The organism is Jatrophihabitans sp. (assembly GCF_035474675.1).
In the GTDB taxonomy this organism is placed as follows: domain Bacteria; phylum Actinomycetota; class Actinomycetes; order Mycobacteriales; family Jatrophihabitantaceae; genus Jatrophihabitans_A.
In genome coordinates this window covers 26,960-48,539 of sequence record NZ_DATINC010000182.1, presented here as the reverse complement: position 1 = coordinate 48,539, position 21,580 = coordinate 26,960, and the positions used below count along the sequence as shown (strand labels likewise).

At 70.5% G+C, this 21,580-nt stretch carries 22 protein-coding genes; 12 read left to right on the top strand and 10 right to left on the bottom strand.

Annotated features, from left to right (window positions below; translation table 11 throughout):
- Positions 1-1,360: peptidoglycan D,D-transpeptidase FtsI family protein (locus VLJ82_RS20865; RefSeq protein ID WP_408665296.1), on the top strand; the 1,360-nt coding region annotated here is incomplete at its 5' end.
- A gap of 163 nt (positions 1,361-1,523) precedes the next feature.
- Positions 1,524-3,377, top strand: a complete 1,854-nt coding sequence (gene pknB, locus VLJ82_RS20860) for a Stk1 family PASTA domain-containing Ser/Thr kinase (protein WP_408665295.1) — start codon at positions 1,524-1,526, stop codon at positions 3,375-3,377.
- A gap of 146 nt (positions 3,378-3,523) precedes the next feature.
- Here the strand turns inward: pknB and VLJ82_RS20855 are convergent, their stop codons facing one another.
- Positions 3,524-4,930: a DUF222 domain-containing protein gene (locus VLJ82_RS20855; RefSeq protein ID WP_408665294.1), complete on the bottom strand. Its 1,407-nt coding sequence runs from the start codon at positions 4,928-4,930 to the stop codon at positions 3,524-3,526.
- Between the two features lie 191 nt (positions 4,931-5,121).
- On the bottom strand, positions 5,122-6,288 hold the full coding sequence (locus VLJ82_RS20850) for an acyl-CoA dehydrogenase family protein (protein ID WP_408665293.1): 1,167 nt from the start codon (positions 6,286-6,288) through the stop codon (positions 5,122-5,124).
- Positions 6,289-6,445: 157 nt separating this feature from the next.
- Between VLJ82_RS20850 and VLJ82_RS20845 the strand changes: the two genes are divergently transcribed.
- Positions 6,446-7,180 (top strand): ABC transporter permease, encoded by a 735-nt coding sequence (locus VLJ82_RS20845; protein ID WP_408665292.1) that lies wholly within the window; start codon positions 6,446-6,448, stop codon positions 7,178-7,180.
- 12 nt (positions 7,181-7,192) lie between these two features.
- Here VLJ82_RS20845 and VLJ82_RS20840 read toward each other — a convergent pair whose 3' ends face one another.
- Entirely contained in the window at positions 7,193-7,393 is a 201-nt protein-coding gene (locus VLJ82_RS20840; RefSeq protein ID WP_408665291.1) for a DUF2630 family protein, read from the bottom strand.
- 265 nt (positions 7,394-7,658) lie between these two features.
- Here VLJ82_RS20840 and paaI point away from each other — a divergent pair, with 265 nt between their 5' ends.
- The gene (paaI, locus tag VLJ82_RS20835) at positions 7,659-8,135 is read left to right on the top strand and encodes a hydroxyphenylacetyl-CoA thioesterase PaaI (RefSeq protein WP_408665290.1); all 477 of its coding nucleotides are present in this window, start codon (positions 7,659-7,661) and stop codon (positions 8,133-8,135) included.
- A gap of 58 nt (positions 8,136-8,193) precedes the next feature.
- On the opposite strand, the gene VLJ82_RS20830 is transcribed toward paaI, so the two are convergent.
- Positions 8,194-8,598 carry a pilus assembly protein CpaE gene (locus VLJ82_RS20830; RefSeq protein WP_408665289.1) on the bottom strand — a complete coding sequence of 135 codons (405 nt, stop codon included), beginning with the start codon at positions 8,596-8,598 and terminating at the stop codon, positions 8,194-8,196.
- A gap of 209 nt (positions 8,599-8,807) precedes the next feature.
- On the opposite strand from VLJ82_RS20830, the gene VLJ82_RS20825 reads away from it, so the two are divergent.
- The 3 genes from VLJ82_RS20825 to VLJ82_RS20815 all read left to right on the top strand — a co-directional run bounded on the left by VLJ82_RS20825 (position 8,808) and on the right by VLJ82_RS20815 (position 11,157).
- Positions 8,808-9,134 carry a hypothetical protein gene (locus VLJ82_RS20825; protein WP_408665288.1) on the top strand — a complete coding sequence of 109 codons (327 nt, stop codon included), beginning with the start codon at positions 8,808-8,810 and terminating at the stop codon, positions 9,132-9,134.
- 71 nt (positions 9,135-9,205) lie between these two features.
- Entirely contained in the window at positions 9,206-9,931 is a 726-nt protein-coding gene (locus tag VLJ82_RS20820) for a response regulator (RefSeq protein WP_408665287.1), read from the top strand.
- Positions 9,928-11,157, top strand: coding sequence for a sensor histidine kinase (locus VLJ82_RS20815; RefSeq protein WP_408665286.1), 1,230 nt, complete (start codon positions 9,928-9,930; stop codon positions 11,155-11,157). Before VLJ82_RS20820 ends, VLJ82_RS20815 begins: the two co-directional genes overlap by 4 nt.
- On the opposite strand, the gene VLJ82_RS20810 is transcribed toward VLJ82_RS20815, so the two are convergent.
- Genes VLJ82_RS20810 through VLJ82_RS20800 form a run of 3 tightly spaced genes read right to left on the bottom strand, consistent with a single transcriptional unit; the run spans position 11,154 to position 12,770 of the window.
- Complete coding sequence (locus VLJ82_RS20810) at positions 11,154-11,756, bottom strand: signal peptidase I (RefSeq protein WP_408665285.1); 603 nt, start codon at positions 11,754-11,756, stop codon at positions 11,154-11,156. The genes VLJ82_RS20815 and VLJ82_RS20810 overlap by 4 nt on opposite strands.
- Positions 11,753-12,142 carry a response regulator gene (locus tag VLJ82_RS20805; RefSeq protein ID WP_408665284.1) on the bottom strand — a complete coding sequence of 130 codons (390 nt, stop codon included), beginning with the start codon at positions 12,140-12,142 and terminating at the stop codon, positions 11,753-11,755. The genes VLJ82_RS20810 and VLJ82_RS20805 overlap by 4 nt, the downstream gene beginning before the upstream one ends.
- Positions 12,143-12,146: 4 nt before the next feature.
- The gene (locus VLJ82_RS20800) at positions 12,147-12,770 is read right to left on the bottom strand and encodes a TasA family protein (RefSeq protein WP_408665283.1); all 624 of its coding nucleotides are present in this window, start codon (positions 12,768-12,770) and stop codon (positions 12,147-12,149) included.
- Positions 12,771-12,934: 164 nt separating this feature from the next.
- Here VLJ82_RS20800 and VLJ82_RS20795 point away from each other — a divergent pair, with 164 nt between their 5' ends.
- Positions 12,935-13,219 (top strand): DUF3072 domain-containing protein, encoded by a 285-nt coding sequence (locus VLJ82_RS20795; RefSeq protein WP_408665282.1) that lies wholly within the window; start codon positions 12,935-12,937, stop codon positions 13,217-13,219.
- A gap of 7 nt (positions 13,220-13,226) precedes the next feature.
- Here the strand turns inward: VLJ82_RS20795 and VLJ82_RS20790 are convergent, their stop codons facing one another.
- Both VLJ82_RS20790 and VLJ82_RS20785 read right to left on the bottom strand, forming a co-directional pair.
- The gene (locus VLJ82_RS20790) at positions 13,227-14,336 is read right to left on the bottom strand and encodes a hypothetical protein (RefSeq protein ID WP_408665281.1); all 1,110 of its coding nucleotides are present in this window, start codon (positions 14,334-14,336) and stop codon (positions 13,227-13,229) included.
- A gap of 639 nt (positions 14,337-14,975) precedes the next feature.
- A complete protein-coding gene (locus VLJ82_RS20785) occupies positions 14,976-15,740 on the bottom strand; it encodes an AfsR/SARP family transcriptional regulator (protein ID WP_408665280.1) in 765 nt (254 codons plus the stop codon).
- A 390-nt stretch (positions 15,741-16,130) separates the two neighbouring features.
- On the opposite strand from VLJ82_RS20785, the gene VLJ82_RS20780 reads away from it, so the two are divergent.
- The 4 genes from VLJ82_RS20780 to VLJ82_RS20765 all read left to right on the top strand — a co-directional run bounded on the left by VLJ82_RS20780 (position 16,131) and on the right by VLJ82_RS20765 (position 20,895).
- Entirely contained in the window at positions 16,131-17,372 is a 1,242-nt protein-coding gene (locus VLJ82_RS20780) for a hypothetical protein (protein WP_408665279.1), read from the top strand.
- 25 nt (positions 17,373-17,397) lie between these two features.
- A complete protein-coding gene (locus VLJ82_RS20775) occupies positions 17,398-19,512 on the top strand; it encodes a tetratricopeptide repeat protein (protein WP_408665278.1) in 2,115 nt (704 codons plus the stop codon).
- A 129-nt stretch (positions 19,513-19,641) separates the two neighbouring features.
- Positions 19,642-20,265 carry a maleylpyruvate isomerase family mycothiol-dependent enzyme gene (locus VLJ82_RS20770; protein ID WP_408665277.1) on the top strand — a complete coding sequence of 208 codons (624 nt, stop codon included), beginning with the start codon at positions 19,642-19,644 and terminating at the stop codon, positions 20,263-20,265.
- Between the two features lie 30 nt (positions 20,266-20,295).
- Complete coding sequence (locus VLJ82_RS20765) at positions 20,296-20,895, top strand: TMEM175 family protein (RefSeq protein ID WP_408665276.1); 600 nt, start codon at positions 20,296-20,298, stop codon at positions 20,893-20,895.
- Between the two features lie 2 nt (positions 20,896-20,897).
- On the opposite strand, the gene VLJ82_RS20760 is transcribed toward VLJ82_RS20765, so the two are convergent.
- The gene (locus VLJ82_RS20760; protein ID WP_408665275.1) at positions 20,898-21,356 is read right to left on the bottom strand and encodes a hypothetical protein; all 459 of its coding nucleotides are present in this window, start codon (positions 21,354-21,356) and stop codon (positions 20,898-20,900) included.
- Between the last annotated feature and the right edge of the window lie 224 nt (positions 21,357-21,580).

Below are 21,580 nucleotides of genomic sequence, written 5' to 3'. Positions count from 1 at the left end.
GCTGAACGAGTACAAGCGCCAGCGCGGCTCCATCGTCCTGCAGGGCTCGGGAACGCCGGTGGCGGAGTCGGTCGCTACCAAGGACGCGCTGATGTACCTGCGCAAGTACTCCAACGGCGCCGTGTACGCCCCGGTCACCGGGTTCAACTCCCTCTACTACGGCAACACCTCGGTCGAAGCGGCTGAGGACGGGGTGCTGTCAGGTGCGGATGACCGGCTGTTCGTGCAGCGGCTGACCAACCTGCTGACCGGCCGGGACACCCGGGGCGGCAACGTGCTGCTGACCGTCAACAAGCAGGCGCAGGCGGCGGCCTACCAGGCGCTGGGGTCCCGGCGCGGTGCGGTGGTGGCGCTGGACCCGGCGACCGGGGCGATCCTGGCTGCGGTGAGCACCCCGTCGTTCGACCCGAACGCGTTGAGCTCGCACTCGCCGGACGGCATCCAGGCCGCCTACAAGCGCTACAACGCCGACCCCGACAACCCGCTGCTCAACCGGGCGTTCAACGTCACCTACCCGCCGGGGTCGGTGTTCAAGGTGGTGGTGGCCAGCGCCGCGCTGAAGAACGGCCGGACGCCGCAGACCAGGATCCCGGCGCCGAACGCGCTGACGTTGCCGCAGACCCGTACCCAGTTGCGCAACTTCGGCGGCGAGCAGTGCGCGGACGGCAAGACCGACACCCTGAACCACGCGCTCACCATCTCCTGCAACACCGCCTTCGCCCAGCTGGGGATGGATCTGGGCACCGAGACCATCAAGCAGCAGGCCGCGCTGTTCGGCATCGACGACAGCGACCTCTCGGTGCCGGTGCCGGTGGCGGCCTCGTCGGTCGGGCCAATCATCGACCAGGCGGCGCTGGCCCAGTCCAGCATCGGCCAGCGCGACGTGCGGGTGACCCCGCTGCAGGCGGCGATGATCTCGGCCGCGGTGGCCAACGGTGGCAAGTTGATGAAGCCGTACCTGGTGTCGGAGGAGCAGGCGCCGAACCTGGCGGTGCTGAGCCATCCCGACCCCGAGGTGCTCAACCAGGTGATGGATTCCGACCAGGCCCACCAGCTGACCGCGATGATGGTGAACGTGGTCGCCAAGGGCACCGGAACGGCGGCCCAGATCCCGGGCATCCAGGTCGCCGGCAAGACCGGCACCGCCGACAACGGTCCGCAGAAGGCCGACGGCAGCTACGTCAACCAGCCGCACGCCTGGTTCTCCGGGTTCGCGCCGGCGGACAACCCCAAGATCGCGGTGGCGGTGATCATCGAGAACGGCGGGGTGCGCGGCAGCGAGACCACCGGCGGCCTGGCCGCCGCGCCGGTGGCGCAGGCCGTGATGAAGGCCTATCTGGCCGCGATAGGGGTTAAATGATGGGCTTCGCAGGTCAGCTACAGGGTGCCCGGCAGCGACGCCTCGCACGGTGGGCAGGCAGTGCACGACGGTGTGGCGGTGCGCGGCTGAGCGGCAGCGCACGACGGTGTGGCGGTGCGCGGCTGAGCGGCAGTGCACGGCAGGCAGACAGTAAGGACGTCCGATGACGGCAGCACGGCTGGTAGGCGGCCGCTACGAGATCGGGGACCTGCTCGGCTACGGCGGGATGGCCGAGGTCCGCAAGGGCCGCGACGTCCGGCTCGGCCGGGATGTCGCGGTGAAGGTGCTGCGGTCCGACCTGGCACGCGATCCCACGTTCCAGAACCGGTTCCGGCGCGAGGCGCAGGCCGCCGCGGGGCTCAACCACCCGTCAATCGTGGCGGTGTACGACACCGGCGAGGACGATGGGCCGGAGGGTCACACCCCCTACATCGTGATGGAGTACGTCGAGGGGCACACGCTGCGCGAGGTGCTCAAGACCCAGGGCCGGCTGGCGCCGCAGCAGGCCATGGAGATCGTCGCCGAGGTGTGCGCGGCGCTGGACTTCTCGCACCGCTCGGGCATCGTGCACCGCGACATCAAGCCGGGCAACGTGATGATCACCAGTGCCGGCGCGGTCAAGGTGATGGACTTCGGCATCGCCCGGGCGCTGGCCGACAACGCGGCGACCGTGACCGCCACCGCTGCCGTGATCGGCACCGCGCAGTACCTGTCGCCGGAGCAGGCGCGCGGCGAGTCGGTCGATGCCCGCTCGGACGTGTACTCCACCGGGTGCCTGCTCTATGAGCTGCTCACCGGGCACCCGCCGTTCACCGGGGACTCGCCGGTGGCGATCGCGTACCAGCACGTCCGGGAGAACCCGCAGGTGCCTTCCTCGGTGAATGCCGTGGTGCCGCCGGCGCTGGACTCCATCGTGATGAAGGCGCTGGCGAAGAACCCGCTGAATCGCTATCAGACGGCTGCCGAGATGCGCATCGACCTGCAGCGCGCGCTGGCCGGCCAGCCGGTCGAGGCGGAGTCGGTGATGACCGATGCCCAGCGCACCCAGTTCATCGCCGCCCGGCCGCCGGCGCGGCCGGGGGTGCTGACGCCGAACTACGACGATGAGGACGACACCGCCCACCATCGCGGGGCGCTGATCTGGACGGCGGTGGTGCTGGCGCTGCTGCTGGTGATCGGCGGTACCGCGCTGTACCTGTTGAAGAAGGACAACGAGCCGAACACCCCGGCGCTCTACCAGGTTCCGGCGCTGGTCGGGTTGTCGCCGGCGGCCGCGATCGACACGTTGCGGGCCAATCACCTGATCCCGGCGACCGGCAAGCCGGACGGCAGCAACGGGCCGTGCAGCGCGGGGGCGGACTCGGCGGTGCTGAAGAACCCGACCAAGGGCCAGGTCTGCACCCAGAACCCGGCGGCCGGCAAGGAGGTGGCCGACGGGACCACCGTCAGCTTCACCGTCTACGCCGGGCCGGCCGACGTGTTGGTGCAGCAGGTGGTGGGGCTGTCCTACAGCGAGGCGCAGAAGGCGCTGGCTTCGCAGGGCCTGGCGGCCAGCCGGTCCGATGTCGACAGCCCGAAGCCGTCCGGGCAGGTGATCGGGCAGGACCCGCCGGCCAATGCCTCGGTGCCGCCGGGCACCACGGTCAAGTTGCAGGTCGCCAACGGCAAGGTCAAGCTGCCGGACGTCACCAAGCTGACCGAGCAGCAGGCCCGGGCCAAGCTCAACCAGCTCGGCTTCACCACCATCGCGCGGTCGGACAACGAGCCGGTACGGCCGGGCTTCCAGGTCGGCCAGGTGATGTCGGTGGATCCGACGCCGGGGATCTTCTACGACCCCTCGACCACGATCACGCTGACCGTGGCGGTGAAGCCGACCTGTCCAAGCTCGCCGCCGGCTTCGTCGTCGCCGCCGGCCTCGCCCAGCGGCTCGGGATCGGGCACGCCGTCGACGAGCCCGAGCACCAGCCCGAGCAGCTCGCCGTCGCCGACCGCGAACCCATCCTGCACGCCCGGCTGAGCAGCAGGAGGCTTCGTCTGCTTGAGCAGCAGCCGGGTCGAGAACGCGCGCAAGCCAGGCGGGCGCGTTCCACGCGCCGGTAGGGGCACGCTCCCGGAAGGCGGTCACATTAGGGCGACCGCATCCAACTCCGCTCTCGACAGTCCTTAGAAGGGCGGCGGTTCGGGTGGCGGTTCCGGTCCGGCGGGTGCTTCTCGATACTCAGACCGGGTTGCAAGCATCGGCCAGCGTTCGGGCGGATCGGTGCGATAGCGCCGCCCCATCGGGCTGGTCCAGTGACTGCTGCCGGTGTGCGGATGCCGGCTGACCCGCCACCCGGCCTCGGTCTTGGCGTTGTGGTGCCGGCGGTGCAGCGGATGCAGGTTGTACGCGCTGGTGTTGCCGTCCGGGTAGGCCACGATGTGGTCGAGGTCGCAGCGCCGGGCTTGCTGGGTGCAGAACGGAAAGGTGCATTCGCCGTCTCGTCCGATCACGTGGTCAGCCAGGTGCCGGGGCGGCCGGTACCTGGTGGTTCCGTAGTCCAGCAGCTGGCCGCTGACCGGGTCGGTGACCAGCCGGCGCCAGGTGCCGGTGGGATCGTGCGCGAGTTCGCGGGCGTAGTCGGCAGTGATCGGGCCGTAGCCTGCCAACCAGCCCGGCTCCTCGCTCGCGCCGGCCAGGGTCGACAGCGGCACCACGACCTGGATAGCCGGCCGAAGCCCTTGCGCGGAAGGCAGATCGCCGTCGATGCCGTTCAGCACCGCGTTCACCAGGGCATCCGCGCGTAACTGATCCATCGTCCGGGCATCGTCAGCCGGCGCCATTCGGGCGGCGGCGTCGACCCGGTCGTAGAGCAGTTGCGCCTGGGCCGACGGCAGCAGCGCCATCAGCCAGGACGTTCCGTGGTCGGCCGGGGTGACCCGGAGATGCCGGTCGGCCACCGCACGCTGGTGCCGCTGTTCGGCCGAGGCCGGGTCGAGCTGCAACGCGGCGCGCTTGGCAGCCCGCTTGAGCTGCACGATGGACTGCTGGTGCGCAGACGCCAGCACTCGCGCCTCATAGCCGGGCAGCACGTCATCCGGCAGCGAGTAGGAGGCCTCGGCGATCGCGGTGGCCTGGGGCAGGCCGATCCGGCCCTCGGACAGCGCCACCAAGGTGGCAGGCAGCTGGCCGCAGATCCGTTCGGCATTCTTGAGCAGGTTCTGGGCGGCCGGGCCGGGCAGCCCGAGCGCGCAACCGATCTCTTCGACACACCAGTGCTTCGACGAGGAATCCTCAGCCGCGATCAGGCTCAGCAACGACAGCTGCCGCGCCGACCACCAGGCCAGCTGACGTTGCTGGTCGGCCAGGGCAGCGATGCGCTCGGCAGCGGTCAAGGCGGAGAAGTCCAGCGCGGCGAGCCTGGCGGACTCGGTGAGCCCCGGCTGCCGCCACGCCAACCCCTGCCGCAACGCATCGGCAGGATTCATCGAGGAATCAGCCGGATCGGCAAAGAGAATCGATGGTGGTGACGATGCCTCGTCCAGCGGTGGCAGGAGATCCCACTCGCTGGCCTCGACCCCGGCTGTGATCATGCTTCGACGCTAGCCCAGCCTCCTGACTGTTTTCAGATCCACGAGAGCCTTGTGGATAAAGCACGATCAGGGTAGGTGAGCTGTGGAAAACCATGCCGAACATCAATGAGGAGAGAGAATGAGGATAGAGAAATAAGCGCACCCGGCCGGCAGCGCTCAGAACGCCGAGCGCTTCCAGCCCTCGCCAGACCTCAGTAGGACTTGGGCAGTCCCAGCGAGTACTGGGCCACGAAGTTGAGCAGCATCTCCTTGCTCACCGGGGCAATCCGCATCGCGCGGACCACGCCGAGCAGCGCACCGAGGCCGTACTCGGCGGTCAGCCCGTTGCCGCCGTGGGTCTGGATCGCCGCATCGAGAGCGTTCCAGGCTGCCTCGCCGGCGGCGTACTTGGCCATGTTGGACGCCTCGCCAGCGGCCATCGCATCTCCCGAGTCGTGCGCGGCCGCGGCCTTGTAGACCATCAGCTTGGCCAGCTCGGTCTCGATGTAGGCCTTGGCCAGCGGATGCGCGATCGCCTGGTGCGCCCCGATCGGCTGCTTCCAGACGGTCCGCTCGTTGGCGTAACGCGCCGCCTTGGCCAGCGCGAACCGGGCGGTGCCGATCGAGAACGCGGCGATGGTGATCCGCTCCGGGTTGAGGCCGGCGAACAGCGCCGGCAGCGCGGCGTCCAGCGAGCCGCCGATGACGTCGTCCACCGGCACCCGCACGTCGTCGAAGTAGCAGAAGAACTGCCGTTCCGGCGAGACCAGCTCCATCTCGATCGGCCGGTACTCCAGCCCCGGCGCGTCGGTCGGCACCACGAACAGCGCCGGACGGATCTGGCCACCCTCGCGCGAGGCCGGCGACTGCCCCACCACCAGGATGTAGTCGGCCTGGTCGACCGCGGAGATGTAGTACTTGCGGCCGTTGACGAGGTAGTCGCCGTCCGGCTGCTGCACCGCGCTGGTGGAGATGTTGTGCGAGTTCAGCCCGGCGTCCGGCTCGGTGATCGCGAACGCCATCTTGATCGAGCCATCGGCCATTCCCGGCAGCCAGCGCCGCTTCTGCTCCTCGGTGCCGCTCTGGGCGATGATGGTGGCGCAGATGGCCGGCGAGACCACCAGCAACAGCAACGGCGCCCCGGCCGCGGCCAGCTCCTCGCACACGATCGCGAGCTCGCTGATGCCACCGCCACCGCCGCCGTACTGCTCGGGGATGTTGACGCCGATGAAGCCGAGCCGGGCGGCCTTCTCCCACAGTTCGGTGGTCACCTCGTGCTTGCGTGCCTTGGCCAGCCAGTAGTCGATGCCGAACTCGGTTCCCAGTTCGGCGACCGACGAGCGCAGCGCCCGGTGCTCGGGGGTCTCGGCGAAGTCCACGGCGTGCTCCTCGGCAGGACAGGCAGACAGCAGGACGAACGAACAGGACGGGCAAGGCAAGCGCACTACCCGCCGGTAACCACTTGACGGTAGCCGGTACCGACCCGTTCTTCACCTTGCGGCCGGTCCGGCAGGCGCAGGCGGTACGGTCCCTCGGGTGACCGAATGGGTCCGCCTGGTCGTCGGCCTGGTGGCGTTGCTGGCGATCGCGGCCGCGGTCTCCCGGGCCGGCCGGCTGGACCGGCAGCGCGACCTGCTGACCGCCTCGCTGCGCGCGGTGCTGCAACTGGCGTTCGTGGCCGCCGCGCTGCGCGGGGTGTTCGCCGCACCGTGGACCTCGGTGGCGGTGGTGGCGGTGATGTTCGCGGTCGCCACCTGGACGGCAGCCCGCCGGCTGCGGGGCGTCGAGGGCGCGCTGCCCGCGGTGCTGCTCTCCTGTGGTGCGGGCGCCGCGGTGGTGATCGCGATCGTTGTCGCGCTGCCCACCCTGGACCGGGACGTGCGCACCTTCGTGGCGGCGTCCGGCATCGTGCTGGGCGGCACCATGACCGCGGCGACGCTGGCCGGCCGGCACCTGGCCGAGGGGCTGCGCCGCCGCCGGGACGAGGTCGAAGCGTGGCTCTCGATCGGGGCGACGCCCCGCCAGGCGGTACGCGAGGTGGCCCGCTGGGCGGCCTCGGAGGCGCTGGTACCGGCCCTGGACCAGACCCGCACGGTCGGGCTGGTGACCCTGCCCGGGGCGTTCATCGGAGCGTTGCTCGGCGGCGCCAGCGCCGTCCAGGCGGCCCGGTTCCAGATCGTGGTGCTGGTCGGGCTGCTGTGCGCCGAGACCATCACCGTGGTGCTGCTGACCTACCTGCTCGGAGCACCGCGCACCCTGCCCGACCGGTGAGCGGTGGCCGGGTCAGGCCTGTCCGAACTCCTCCTCGGCCCGCCGGTGCCGCAGCAGGTCCCAGCACCGGTCGAGTTCGCGCTCGATGGCCTCCAGCCGGGTGCGCTCGTCGGAGTTCAGCCCGATGCCGGTGTGCGCCGAGCGCAGCGTGTGCTCCTCGGCGACCAGGTCGTGGATCTGCTGCAGGATCGGTCTTTCGGCCTCGTGTGACACCGCCGCATCCTCCTCGACAGGGCTCGCCGCCCGCTGGCAGGCCTCCACCCTACGACGGGCCGCCGCCACCCGCGCCCGGAGGGCAACGGATAAGGACAACGGAAAGGACGACAGAAGAAGACAACGGGAAAGGGACGACAGAAAGAGGCAACGGGAAAGGACAGTAGGAGCGCAACGGCACGGGGGACCTCGCCCGCCGGTGTGGGACCATGCCTCCTGCTCGCCACCCGCAGGCCGACCGGACGCCACCAGGCAGGAGCACCGCATGACCGAGGAACCGGCGCCGGACGCCGGCGAGCTGGCCGAGCGCTGCATGCGCGCCATGCTCGGCGCCGACGCGGCCTCGGCGGCGCTGGGCATCCGGGCGCTGCGAGCCGGCCCCGGCCGGGCCGAGCTGGCGATGACGGTCACCCCCGCAATGCTCAACGGCCACCAGATCGGCCACGGCGGCGTGGTGTTCACGCTGGCCGACACCGCCTTCGCGGTGGCCTGCAACAGCTACAACCGCAACACTGTGGCCACCGGGGGCGACATCGACTTCGTGGCGGCGGTCCGGGCCGGCGACGAGCTGCGGGCGGTCGCGGTGGAGCGCTTCCGGCGCGGCCGGGCCGGGCTGTACGACGTCACGGTGCGACGCGCCGACGGAACGGTGGTGGCCGAGATGCGCGGCCGGTGCCGGGAGATCCCCGGCACGCTGGTGCCGCCGGATCAACCGATGCCGGACCAACCGGAAAGCGACTGACCGGGAAGCGACTGACCGGGAAGCGACTGACCGGGAAAGGACTGACCGGGAAGGAAACTCAGGCCGAGCTGGTGATCAGCTGCAGCAGCGCCAGCGCGTAGGCCTGCTCGGGATCGCGGTGCCGCACCTGGACCGGCGCCGAATTGATCTCCAGCCGTACCCGCCAGTCGCTCTCGACCCGGTCCAGGCTGCGGAACGTCCCGGCGAGCAGCTCGCGCAGCTGTCCCTCGCGGGGCAGCCAGAGCGCGTCCCGGTCCTCCACCGAGTCCAGCGCCCACTCGGTGGTGCCGTTGAACCCGATGACCTGGCCGTGCTCGAGCTGGTGCACCTCCACGGTCATGTCGCTGAGCACGAAGACCTCGTCGTCCATGCCTCGGTCCACGACCACGAAGCGGTCCCCGGCCGCGGGAGTCCAGCGGAGCCCGGCGTCGCGGAGCAGGCGAGCGGTTTCGACCGAGATCACCGTTCCAGTATGGCCAAGCGGGGGCACAGCGGTTCTTGAGCCAACCTTGAGGGTGTACGCCGGGTGAGGTTGATGTGAAGTCAGCATAGTAGAAACCGGCCCGGACACGTCCTGGCCCGGCGGTATGAGCGGATTCCGGACGGGAAGGGGCGGAGGGCGTGATGCGGGCACTTGTGGCCGCAGTGCTGGTCGCGACAACCCTATGGGCTGTGCCGGCGGTGGCCGAGGCCAGCTTCAACAAGCAGGCTGCCTCGGCCCAATCCGCCAGCAGCGGCATGCTGCATCCGCCGACGAACCTCAGCGCCGTTCGCAACAGCAACTGCTCGGTCACGCTGTCCTGGACCCCGACCGTGGACGGCCAGGCCAGCGGGTACACCATCCTCAACGGCGGCACCGTGCTGCTGTCGGTCACGCCCAAGACCGCCACCAGCCAGAAGCTCACCCTGTCCAAGAACTCCAGCTATTCCCTGACAATGGTCACGGTCTACCTGAACTGGACAAGCGCGGCCTCCCCGGCCGTGGCCGGCAGTTGCTGACCACCCTGGCGCCGGACGCCGCGTGCCAAGTTTCGGCATTTTGCTGGGCTGCGGGTAGCCAGTCACATAACGTGATCGCTGTGCTGGACGAGCGAACGTTGTCTGCCGTCATCGTCGACGACGACGAGGACATCCGGGCGCTGATCGCTGAGTTGCTGCGCCAGTCGGGTTTCGAGGTCGTCGAGGCAGCAACCGGCGCGGACGGGATCGCCGCGGTACGCGACCGGCAACCCGACGTGGTGACCCTGGACCTGAACCTGCCCGACCTGGACGGCATCGAGGTGTGCCGGCGGATCCGGGAGATCACCGACGCCTACGTGGTGATGCTGACCGCCCGCCCGGACGAGATCGACCGGCTGATGGGCCTGGAGATCGGCGCCGACGACTACCTGACCAAGCCGTTCAGCCCGCGCGAGCTGCGGGCCCGGATCGCGGCGATGCTCCGCCGGCCCCGGACCGCCGGTGGCTCGGTCTCCGTCCTCTTAGCACCCGCCGAGACGCTGCGGCACGGTGGCCTGGAGGTCGACGTCGAGGGCCGGCTGGCGATCCTGGACGGCAAGGAGCTGGACCTGACCCGTACCGAGTTCGACCTGCTGGCCACGCTGCTGTCCGGCCCGCGCCGGGTCTGGCCGCGCGAGACGCTGCTGCGCACGGTGTGGGGCACCGACTGGGTCTCAGACGGCCACCTGGTCGAGGTACACATGGCCAACCTGCGCCGCAAGCTGGGCGACGACCCGCGCAGCGGCCGCTACATCCGGACGGTGCGCGGCGTCGGCTACCGGCTGGGAGCCGGATGAACTGGCCGACCCCCGTCACCGACGCCGACCGTGAGCGGGACCGGATCGCGGCACTGCGCGAGTACGGCATCGTCGACGGGCTGCCGGTGCAACAGCTGGGGATCGTCGACGAGGCGACGCTGGCCGGCTTCACCGAACTGGCGGCCGGCATCTGCGGCGTGCCGACCGCGGTGCTGAACATGATCGATGAGGTGCGCCAGTACCCGCTCGCGGCGTTCGGCTGCCGGCCGAGGATCACCGACCGGGCCGACTCGATGTGCGAGGTGGCGCTACACCTCGGCGAGCAGGTGGTGGTGGAAGACACCCGGCAGGACCCGCGGTTCGCCACCAACCCGTGGGTGACCGGCGAGCTGGGCCGGGTCCGGTTCTACGCCGCCAGCCCGTTGCGGGCGCCCGGTGGCCACCTGCTGGGAACCATCTGCGTGTTCGACACCGAACCCCGGAGCCTGGACGCCAGCCAGCGCAGCGCCCTGGACACCCTGGCGGTCGGCGTCATCGACGTGCTGGAACTGCGCCGCCGCACCGACCAGCTCCGCCAGACGGTGACGGAGCTGGCCCGCTCGCACCGGCAGCTGGCCTCGTTCTCCGCCCAGCTCAGCCACAACCTCAAGACCCCGTTGACCGCGTCGCTGGGCTTCGGGGAACTGTTGCAGGACCATCCGGCGGTGTTCCAGGACCCGACGGCGCTGGACTACGCCAACCGTGCGGTGTCGGCCAACCAGCGGATGATGTCGGCCATCGACCAGCTGCTCAGCTACGTCAGCATGGGCAGCACGCCGCGCCGGGAACTGGTGCCGGTGGCGCACCTGGTCGAGCAGGTGCTGGCCGAACTCGGCCCGGAGGCCGACGGCGCCGAGGTGCGCTGCGCGCAGGCCAGCGTGATCGCCGATCCGGTGCAGCTGCGGGTGCTGCTGTTCAACCTGATCGACAACGCGATCCGCTACCGCAGCCCGGACACCCGCTGCGAGGTGGCGGTGACCGTGGCCCCGACCCGCTGGGGGCATGAGCTGCGGGTGGCCGACAACGGCCCGGGAATCCCGGCCGAGCAGCGGCCGGCGGTGCTGCGGCCCCTGGTGCGGCTGGACCCGGAGACCGACGGGGTGGGGATGGGACTGGCCACCTGCGAGCGGATCGTGGCCGCGCACGGCGGCACCGTCTCGATCACCGACACCGCCGGTGGCGGCACGACGGTCTGCGTCCGGTTGCCGTCGGCGGCGACGGGCTAGCGGCCGGTCCCGGCCGGCTCGATATCGGCCGGCGCCGGCTCGACGGATTCGGCTGGTGCAGTGGTCTCAGCCGATTCAGCCGACTCAGCCGGCTTGGCCGGCCACCAGATGCCCATCAGCAGCCAGACCAGCACCAGGATCGGAACCGCCCCGGTGAGCGCGGTGTGCACCCAGGGGGTGCGCAGCGCCCGGATCACCACGCCGGCCTTCGGCACCACCGCCCGGACCTGCCAGACGGTGCCGCCGGTCAGGGTGGCCGTCCAGGGATCCGGGGCGGGGTTGGCGTCGCCCTGGGTGCGGATGTTGACCACGCCGGGCGCCGGCCGCTGGACCTCGATCACCCGGTGGCTGACGACCTGGTGGTCGCCGACCGGGATGTGGTAGGTGAGGACCTGGCCGACCCGGACATCGGACAGCGCCAGCGGCGTGTCGACGATGACGTCCCCGGGGCGGATGCCGGGCGCCATGCTGGCGGTCAGCATGGTCGCGGTGCGGTAGTCCAGCAGCCGCGGGCCCACGGTGACCGCCAGCAGGCAGAGCACGGCGAGCCCGAGCAGCAGGGTGCTGAGCAGCCGGGTTGCCCGGCGCAGCATCCTCATGCCCGGGCCTCGAGCAGCGCGCGGACCCGCTCTACCAGCACCGCCGGCCGGACCGGCTTGACCAGGTAGTCCGCGGCGCCGGCGAGCAGGCCCGCTTCCCGGTCCTGCTCGCCGGACAGCGCGCTGACCAGCAGCACGGTGGCCTGCGCGGTCCGCGGCCCGGCCTTGAGCGCCCGGCACACTTCCAGGCCGGACAGTCCCGGCATCGACACGTCCGAGATCACCAGGTCCGGCACCAGCTCGTCGGCCTCGTCGAGCGCCTGCCGGCCGGAACTGGCCAGCCGTGGCTGGTAGCCGGCCCGGTGCAGGACGGCGCCGAACAACGCACGGATGTCGTCGTCGTCATCGACCACCAGCAGGCGGGCCGGACGCAGGGTGCTGGTCATCGGACTACTGGTTGGTGGCAGCCCGCTGGGTGGCGGTGAAGGTGAAGTTGACGACGGACGACTGGTTCTGGAAGGTGTTGTCCGCGGCGGCCGGGAAGGTCATGGTCACCACCAGGTTGTCGGTGCTGTTGGCGGCCAGCGCCGCCAGGTTGTTCAGCGTCAGGTTGCTGCCGATCACGGCCCGGGTGGCCAGCACCGACTTGGTGGTGCCCGAGCAGCTGTAGGCGTAGGCCGGCGCCGTGCCGGTCTCCGTCCACGCGACGGAGCAGGAGTCGATCTTGAGCTGCAGGCCGAGGGTGGGGTCGGTGTCCAGCTTGGAGCTGGTGGTGGCGGCGGTGGTCAGCGCGATGCTGGCCAGCGCCTGGTTGCCGGCGGCGTTGCTCAGGGTGACCGCGCGCTGCACGGTGTCGCCGGGAACCAGCCCGGTGGCGGCGACGCTGAACCGGTTGGCCGCGGTGTTGGGGGTGCCCAGCGCGATCGATACGGAGCCGGAGCTGACCGAGGCCGAGGCGGAGGTGGCGGAGGTGAACGAGCCGAAGGTGCCCAGACCGGCCGCGCCGGCCGCGGCGCCGAGCAGCGCGGCCGAAGCGAGAACCTTGCTGCGGACCGTGGTGGCCGAAAGCGACATGGCAATCTCCTGGTAGAGCCGGTCGGGGGTCAGACCGGACGGGTGTTGTTAGTAGCACCTTCGGCATGTTTGATCTCTGTTAGATGGCTGCCGCCTCAATGTTGGCCACCGATAACCTCAAGTCATGCTCAAGGCTCGCCGCGCGGGATCGCTAGGGTAAAGGCATGAGCGAGCAGCCCGAGACCACCAGCGCGGCCGGCGACCGGAGCCCCGAGGAGACCATCGGGGCCAGCAGCCCGGGCGCGGCCGGCACCACCGAGAAGGATCCGAGCGACTGGGTCACCGGTGACGAGCCGATGACCGGGGCCCAGCGCAGCTACCTCGACACGCTGGCCCGCGAGGCGGGCGAGCAGCTGCCCGCGGACCTGACCAAGGCGCAGGCCTCCGAGCATATCGACCGGCTGCAGGCCCGGACCGGACGCGGCGGCGGGACCAGCGGCGCGTCCTGAGCCTGGTTCAGGCCTCCGGCCGGAGGGTCTTCGACGGCCGCTGCGCCGCCCCCCGGGCGATCAGCTCGGCCTCCGAGACCGCCAGCAGGTCGGCCGAGGACTGGCCGTCCCGCGGCTTGGCGGCCACCGCCACCAGCGCCGGGATGCTCTGCTGGGCGAGGGCGGCACGCATCCGGATCGCCAGCGACTCGGCGTTGGTGCCGGGGCAGTCGGCCAGCAGGATGGCCAGGCCCGACTTGCCGATCGCGCCGATGGCGTCGCAGCCGACCTGCATCCGGGCAACCAGGCTGACCGCGTTGGGGTCGGCGGTCTGGATGCGCATGATCGCCGAGACCGGGCAAGCGGCGACCACCTCGCGGGCCACCGTCAGCCAGGCCCCCTCGGTCATCGGCCGGATCGCGGCGTCGGTGACGTGCAGGTCCGACTGCACCGCCCAGCGCTGGATCACGATCGCGGCCGGCAGCGACAGCCAGGCCAGCGGAATGTGCAGGGTGATCAGCTGGACCTGGGCGGCGGCCAGCGCAATGGTGAGCACTTCGAGCTTATGGGTTTCGGCTTTGAGCAATAAGCTCAAACCCTGGTATTGACCGGCCGAGACCATTGCCAGTGCCACCGCTGCCACGCCGACCAGCATGTAACCGAGCGCGGCCAGCGCCAGTGGCAATTGATAGGGCAGCGAAAGCGACATGCAGCTGTTGGCCGCGGTGGCGGCAAGAATTGCACCCGCGGTGCTGTAGACGTAGCGGTAGGGCGTAGCCTGGCCGGCGATATTGCGGGCGGGCCATTCCGCTATTGCCGCAACCGTGATCACCGCGGCGGCGAGTGTCAAAGGCAGCAGTGCGGCGGCCGCGAAAGCCCAGGTGGCGAGCAGATTGGGATAGAGGGTCGGCAGCTTCTCCTGGCGCAACGCGCGCCTGGCTCGTTCCCAACCGACGGTAAACCGGGAATAGACGATGCTCAGCGAGCCGAGCAGGGCGGCCGTTCCGAGATCAGACACTTGGATGGAGGTGGGGAAGGAGAAGGCGGTGCCGGCGGCCGCGAGATCGACCATCAGGATGACGACGATCGCACATCGCGGTGCACGCCACAGCGACCATGCGGATATCGCGCTCTTCATGAGAACTCCCCAGTGCCCGAACCGTCCGCTACCGTGCGACCACCGGGGTGACCGACCATGAAGGTCTATCCGTGATGCGCCGTGGTGCCAGACAGTACATAACCCGCTTCATGCTGTCACGTGGCAACGGTTGGTGCATTTCGTAGCCCCGAGTCGTTACGAGAAGCGGGCTTCTCTGGACGAAGTATTGCGGTTCAAGCCTCTCGGCGGGGCAACTTCTGCCGATTGGTATGGCGCGAGCTGTGTTCAGGCAACTCGTACCGACCACCGCTGGAATGTCCGGACTTCTCTACCACACCGCCTATGAAACTCCGCGATATAAAGCAATATATAGACGGTTCGCAGGGTAGTCCTGAGAGGCGGGCAGTCCGCACTACAGCTAGCCTCGGCCTTAGCACCTGGCTATAGGACTTTAGGTCGGTTCGCTTTGCGAATGTGCCACACGCCTAAAAGGGGGTGACAAAGATGCGGAACTACGAATGGGTCTGAAGCGCGCCGGCACTGTGCCTTGCTGACTAAACTCTGAGTATTCGAGTTGGGTAACAAGGCCCCCCGGGGGCCGGGTTAGTCGATTGCTTTCCTAACCCGGCCCCGTACATTTCGGGCGAGCGCCCGACCCGCGCGTGATGGCGCGGGTCCTCAGACCGCCCGGCCGATGCCGGTAACGGCCAGCGGGAAAGCCAGCGTGGTGTCGGCCTGCAGTATCCGGCGGTGCAACGCCTGGATCTCGGCGAACGGTGCGACGCCCAATTCCTCGTCCATCCGGTGGCGCAGCGCCTGGTAGGCCCGCAGCGCCTCGACCTGCTGGCCACTGCGGTACAGCGCGAGCATCAACTGCCCGCACAGCCGTTCCCGCAACGGCCACCTGGTGACCAGATCGGTCAACTCGCCCACCAGCGCCCGGTGCCGGCCCAGCGCCAGCCCCGCTTCGATGCCGTCCTCGATCGCGTTCAGGCGCTTGACGTGCAGCGCCTCGATCTCCGGTCGCACGGCCTGCGGGGCGATCGTCGCGTCCAGGACCGGCCCCCGCCACAGTCGCCCGGCCCGGGCGAAGAGGTCTGCCGCGGCCGCCGGCCGGCCCACGGCCAGCATCGACCTGCCCTGGGCGGTCAGCGACTCGAAGAGCAGCGAATCCAGGGTCTCGGGGGTGGCGTGCAGGCGGTAGCCGGCGGGCCCGCTGTCGATGTCGACGGCCACCTCCGCCCGGCCGAGGGCACGCCGGAGCTCGGCCAGGTAGCTGCGCAGGTTCGACGCGGCCGACTTCGGCGCCCGATCACCCCACAAGGCGTCCTGGACCCAGCCGGCGCTCACCGTGGTATTGGCGCGCAGGGCAAGAATTCCTAGCAGGGTGCGGGCCAGCTTGGGAGAGGGCGTCGACAGTTCGGTTCCGGACCGTATTCGCACGGGGCCAAGGATGTGGATCGACACTTCGACTCCGCGGGTCATGGAGCGACGGGGCTGCTGACTGCACCGAGTGTTACATCTGCAGTCATCACGGAGCAATCCTGCCTAATTAGCTATTAGGACTACTTAGGCATATGCGCTGACATGTGCGCAGACAGGTTTTTCTCCTTTCGCCCTCGCACGCTGCCCCCGTCCTGTACGGAGCCGACCCCCGAAAGGAGGTGTCTGCCATGAAGAAGATCACGGTTCGCAAGGCGGGATCCGTCCGCCTCACCACCTCGCCCGCCTACTGGCCGCCGTGCCTCTAGGAAGAGCTGAGCGGGGCGGCCCGGCCACGACGGGCCGCCCCGCGCTCAGCCCTGGCGCGGTCGAAACACATCGGAGTGAGTGGTGACTGCTCTGCCTGCTGACACCGAGGACCACCTCGGGAGAGATCCGGACCGTCCGGTCGCGGTGCATGCCCTGGTCTTCCTCGACGAGGAGGCCGAGGTCACCGTCGGCCGCCTGGACGTCGACTCCTACTGCGTCCTGCCGCCGGACGGCGCGGCGCTGCTGCGCCGGCTGCAGCAGGGAGCGACCCCGCGCGATGCCGGGGATTGGTACCGCCAAGCGTACGGGGAGCCGGTGGACATGGCCGAGTTCCTCGCCGCGATGGACGAGCTGGGCTTCCTCGTCGGCTCCGGGCCGGTCGCCCCGCCGGTGACAGCGGTGCCCTGGCAGCGGCTGGGCATGCTGGCGTTCAGCCGGCCCGCCTGGCTGGTCTACCTCGCGGTGGTCCTGGCGGCCGCCGTGGCGATGGCCAGGCACCCGGACCTGGCGCCCCGGCCCGAGCACCTGCTGTTCACCGGCTACGCCACCGGCGTCCTGGCGCTGGCGGTGTTCGGGCAGCTGCCGCTGGTGCTCCTGCACGAGGCGTTCCACGCCCTGGCCGGCCGGCGGCTGGGGCTGCACTCGCGGCTGCGGCTCGGCCGCAGGTTGTACCTGCTGGTCGCCGAGACCACGCTGGACGGGTTGGTGGTGGTGCCGCGCCGTCGCCGCTTCCTGCCGATCCTGGCTGGCATGCTCGCCGACCTGGTCGCGGTGGCCGGCCTGTCGCTGGTCGCAGCGGCCCTACGACACTCGGACGGTGGAATGCCGCTGGCCGGCCGGATCTGCCTGGCCCTGGCATTCCTGACGGTGCTCAGGATCGTCTGGCAGTTCTACTTCTTCCTCCAGACCGACCTCTACCAGCTGGTGGTCACCGTGCTCGGCTGCGTGGACCTGCACCGGACCACCGCCCGGTGGATCGTCAACCGGCTGCACCGGGCGCTCGGCCGCCGGCACCGGGTGTCCGACGAGACGCTGTGGCACCCGCGCGACCGGGCCGCCGCCCGCTGGTACTGCTGGGTGCTGGCCGGCGGCTACCTGGTCTCGATCGGCTCCTTCGTCCTGGCGGTGCTGCCGGTGCTCGGCCGGCTGTTCGGCGACGTGCGCGACCGGCTGACCGGTGGCCCGGGGGTGGGTGCCGACGCCCTCGCCGACTCGGCGGCCTTCCTGCTCCTGACCGTGGCACAGCTGGCGCTGGTGGCCGTCCTCGGGCTGCGCGAGCGCCGGGAACGCCGCGCCCGGAGCACCGCACACGTTCTCGACTGAGAAGTTCCCCGACTAGGAGAGACACATGACTGGACCGCAGCACCACTGGGTCGTGGCAGGTTCGCGCGAGGGCCGGGCGGCGCTGGCCGCCACGCTGACGCCGCTGCCCGCACTGACCGAGCCCCTGGACGCACATCGCCGGCTGCGCGGGCCGTACACCGCGGCAGGGGAGTTGCTGCGTGCGGTGGTGCCGGCCGCACTGGCGGCGGCTCCCGACCTGCCCGGCCGGTACGACATCGAGATCCTGGCCATGGCGCCCGAGCTCAGTGACCGGATGCCGATGCGCCGCGAGACCCTGACCTCGGCGGCGACGGTGCGCGAACGCACCCGCTTCTACCCGGCGGACCGGATCACCCAGCTCGCCCACGGCATCACCGAGTTCCTGCGGAACTACCTCACCTCCTACGGCCGGCCGTGCTCGATCACCGTGGACAACGTCGAGCACGCCGACGCCACCGATGCCGAGCTGCTCGCCGTGCTGCTGCGCCGCATCGACCCCGGCCTGCTGACTCTGGTGGTCTGCACCGGTGCCGAGCAGGTCGCCGAGCCGCTGGCCACGGCGCTGGGCAGGTACGCGGTGCGCCACGACGTGCCGGCCACCGTCGAATCGGAGCGGCCGGCCCCGGATCCGGTGACGGCCCCGGTGGCGGGCCCGGACCGGGAGCGGCTGGCCACCGGCTACGTCGGTACCGAGTGCCTCGCCGACGACCCGGCCGGCCGGGCGGCCTACCTGGCGCTGGACCCGGCCGAGCGGGCCCGGCTGCACGACCGGCGGGCGGCCGAGCTACTGGAACGGCAGGAGCTGTCGCTGCGCCTGGGTGCGATTCCCTACCACCTGGAACGGGGCAGCGACCCGCACGGCGCCGGAGTCGACGCGCTGAAGTTCGCGATCGACCACTGCAGCCTGATGGGCTTCTACGCCGCCACCGTCGACCTGACCCGGCGGCTGCGTCCGCTGGTCGACTGGAGCCGCAGCAAGCTGGCCCACCTGGCGACCGCGCGGCTGGCGCTGGCCCTGATCATGGTCGGGCAGCCGGACGACGTCGAGTCGCTCTACCACGAGGCCCGGCTCTACACCACCGAGCCCGAGATGCACATGACGGCGGCGTACAGCACCGCGATGCTCTACACCCGCCACCACCGGCCGGACCGGATCGACCACCTTGCGGCCAAGGCGTGGATCAACCAGGCGATCGCCTTCGCGACCACCTTCGCCGACCCGGCCGAGCGGGCCTTCCACACGGTGTTCATGCAGAACGGCCTCGCCCTCGTCGAGGCGCACCTGGGCAACTACGCCGAGGCGCTGCGGCTGGTGGAGGAGGGCTCGGCCCGGTTGGCGGCCGAACTGGCGCCGGACGAGCACCTGCTGCACCGGTCGGTCCTGATCCACAACGGCGGGCAGGTGCGGGCGGCGGCCGGCCAGCTGGAAGAGGCGGTGGCCGACTACTCCCAGGCCATCGCGCAGGACCCGAACTACGCGCCGTACCACTTCGACCGGGGCAGCGTGCTGCACCGCCTCGGCCGGGACGCCGAGGCGATCGCGGAATTCGAGGAGGCGATGCGGCTGTCTCCGCCGCTGCCGGAGGCTTACTACAACCGGGGCGACATCCGGGCCGAGCAGGGCGACCTCGACGGGGCGCTGGCGGACTTCGGCTATGCGCTGGAGTTGAACCCGGCCTTCCTCAACGCCTACATCAACCGGGCGGGCATCCTGGCCGACCTGGGCGAGGACGAGGCAGCCCGCCGGGACGTGCTGGCCGGGCTGGCGCTGGAGCCGGCGAACCCGTACCTGCTCAGCATCCTGGGCCAGCTGGAAGCGGCGGCCGGGAACGCGCCGGCCGCCGCCGAGGCGTTCGGCGCCGCCGTCGCCGCCGACCCGGGGCTGCAGGCCGGCTGGGCCGGGCGGGCCTCGGTGGCCTTCGAGCAGGGTGACCTGGACGCCGCGCTGTCAGATCTGCAACGGGCCCTGGAGATCGGCGACTCGGCGGTGCTGCGGTTCAACCGGGCAGCGGCGTTCATGGCCGCCGGCCGGTGGCCGGAGGCGCTGGCCGACCTGAACCGGGCGATCGAGCTGGACCCCGAGGATCCGGACACGATCGCGTCCCGGCAGCGCTGCCTGCAGGAGGTCGGCGGGGCGTAGCCGCCCGGCCGGCACAGGACGAACTCGGGCAAGAACCGGCTTGCTAAGGTGCTGCCACATGCGACAGGTGCGTTGACCAGTCGCGGGGGATGGCATCGGCCTGCGGTTCTGATCGAGGGGGTCCCATCCGTGGCCGAGACCATCTGGCCGACCATCCATGCCGAGCGCCAGGCGCTGATCGACGACCTGACCGGCCTCAGCCCCGGCCAGTGGCAGACCCCGTCGCTGTCCCAGCGCTGGACCGTGCACGACGTGCTGGCCCACCTGGTGGCAGCCGCCAAGATGACCCCGCTGCGGTTCTTCCCCGGGCTGGCCGGCGCCGGCTTCGATTTCCACCGGTTCATGGACAAGCTGGTGGCCCGGGAGCGGGCCGACGGCCCGGAGGCGACGCTGGCCACCTTCCGCGAGGTCCGGCTGCGGACCTCCTCGCCGCCGGCGCCGGCCACCACCTGGCTGGGCGAGGCGTTCGTGCACGGCGAGGACATCCGCCGGCCGCTCGGCATTGCGCACAGCTACCCGCTGCCGCAGGTGACCCGGGTGATCAGCTACTACGCCAAGCTCAACGCGCTGCTCGGCGCCCGGCGGCGGATCGCCGGGGTCACGCTGAAGGCGAGCGACACCGACTACTCGCTCGGTTCCGGCCCGGTGGTCGAAGGCCCGGCCATCTCGTTGCTGATGGCGACCGCCGGCCGCAAGGCGGTGCTGGAGGACCTGACCGGTCCCGGCGTGCAGATATTGCGGGAACGTCGGTAACTCCGGCGCCCCGGCCACTAGCCTCGCGCCATGCCCACCGACCGCCTGGAAGCCTTCAGCGACGGCGTCATCGCCATCCTGATCACCATCATGGTGCTGGAACTGCACGTGCCCGAGGAGACGACGTGGGCGGCGCTGCGGGGTGAGCTACCGGTGCTGCTGGCCTACGTCCTCAGCTTCGTCTACCTGGGCATCTACTGGAACAACCACCACCACATGCTGGCGGTGGTGGACCGGGTGTCCGGCGGGGTGCTGTGGGCCAACCTGCACCTGCTGTTCTGGTTGTCCCTGGTGCCGTTCCTGACCGGCTGGATGAGCGAGAACGACTTTCCGCCGGTGCCCACCGCGGCCTACGGCATCGTGCTGCTCGCGGCGGCGCTGGCCTACTACCTGCTGCAGGCCACCCTGCTGCGGGCCTGCGGCCCGGACTCGCTGCTGGCCACCGCCGTCGGCCGGGACGCCAAGGGCAAGCTGTCGCCGGTGCTGTACTGCCTGGGCATCGGGCTGTCCTTCGTCAACCGCTGGCTGGGGGTCGCGGTCTACGTCCTGGTGGCCCTGATCTGGCTGGTGCCCGACCGTCGCGTCGAGCGGGTCGTCACCAACCGGCCGGACGGCCCGGTCGCCGGCTGACTTCAGCCGCGGCTGCCCAGCACCGGCCGGCGCGCGAGGTCGGTCCGGGCCGCCCGGGCCGGCAGCAGGGCCGTCAGCGCCAGTGCCGCCACCGCGGCCACGCCCTCGGCGATCGCGCTCAGCCATTTCCCGGTCGGTTCCCAGTACGGGTCGTACAGCTTCGGGATGGGCCCGATGGCGCCGAACTCGACGTAGCGGGTGACCAGCACCGCGACCAGCCCAGCCGCGGCCACCAGGAACGCGAAGGCCGCCGTGTACCGGCGCGGCCGCAGCAGCAGGGCCAGCGCCGCGATGATCGCCACCGTCGCTTCGGCCCGGAACATGTCGGCCTCGCTCAGCGTGGAGGTCTTGTTGTTCTTGAAGGCCGATGCCAGGTCGAAGTGCACGTAGGCGTCCACCGCCAACCCCACCACCACCAGGACGGTCAGGGCGATGATGGTCCCTCGGCTGCGGTTCGTCATTCCAACCACCTCTTCCGCTGACGGCAGGTCCGGCCGTTCGCCCGGCCGGGTAGCGGCCTTGTCGAACCCGCCCTGCCTGAACAGACGCAGCCGGCGCCGGCTTGGTTCAACGGCGGTCACGGTTGCTTACCCATTTGTACGATTTGCTTGCTTTTAGGCTCTCGTCCTGGATAGTGTCCCGCCCACCTCGGACACATCTGCGGGAGGCCCGGATGCCTTACCTA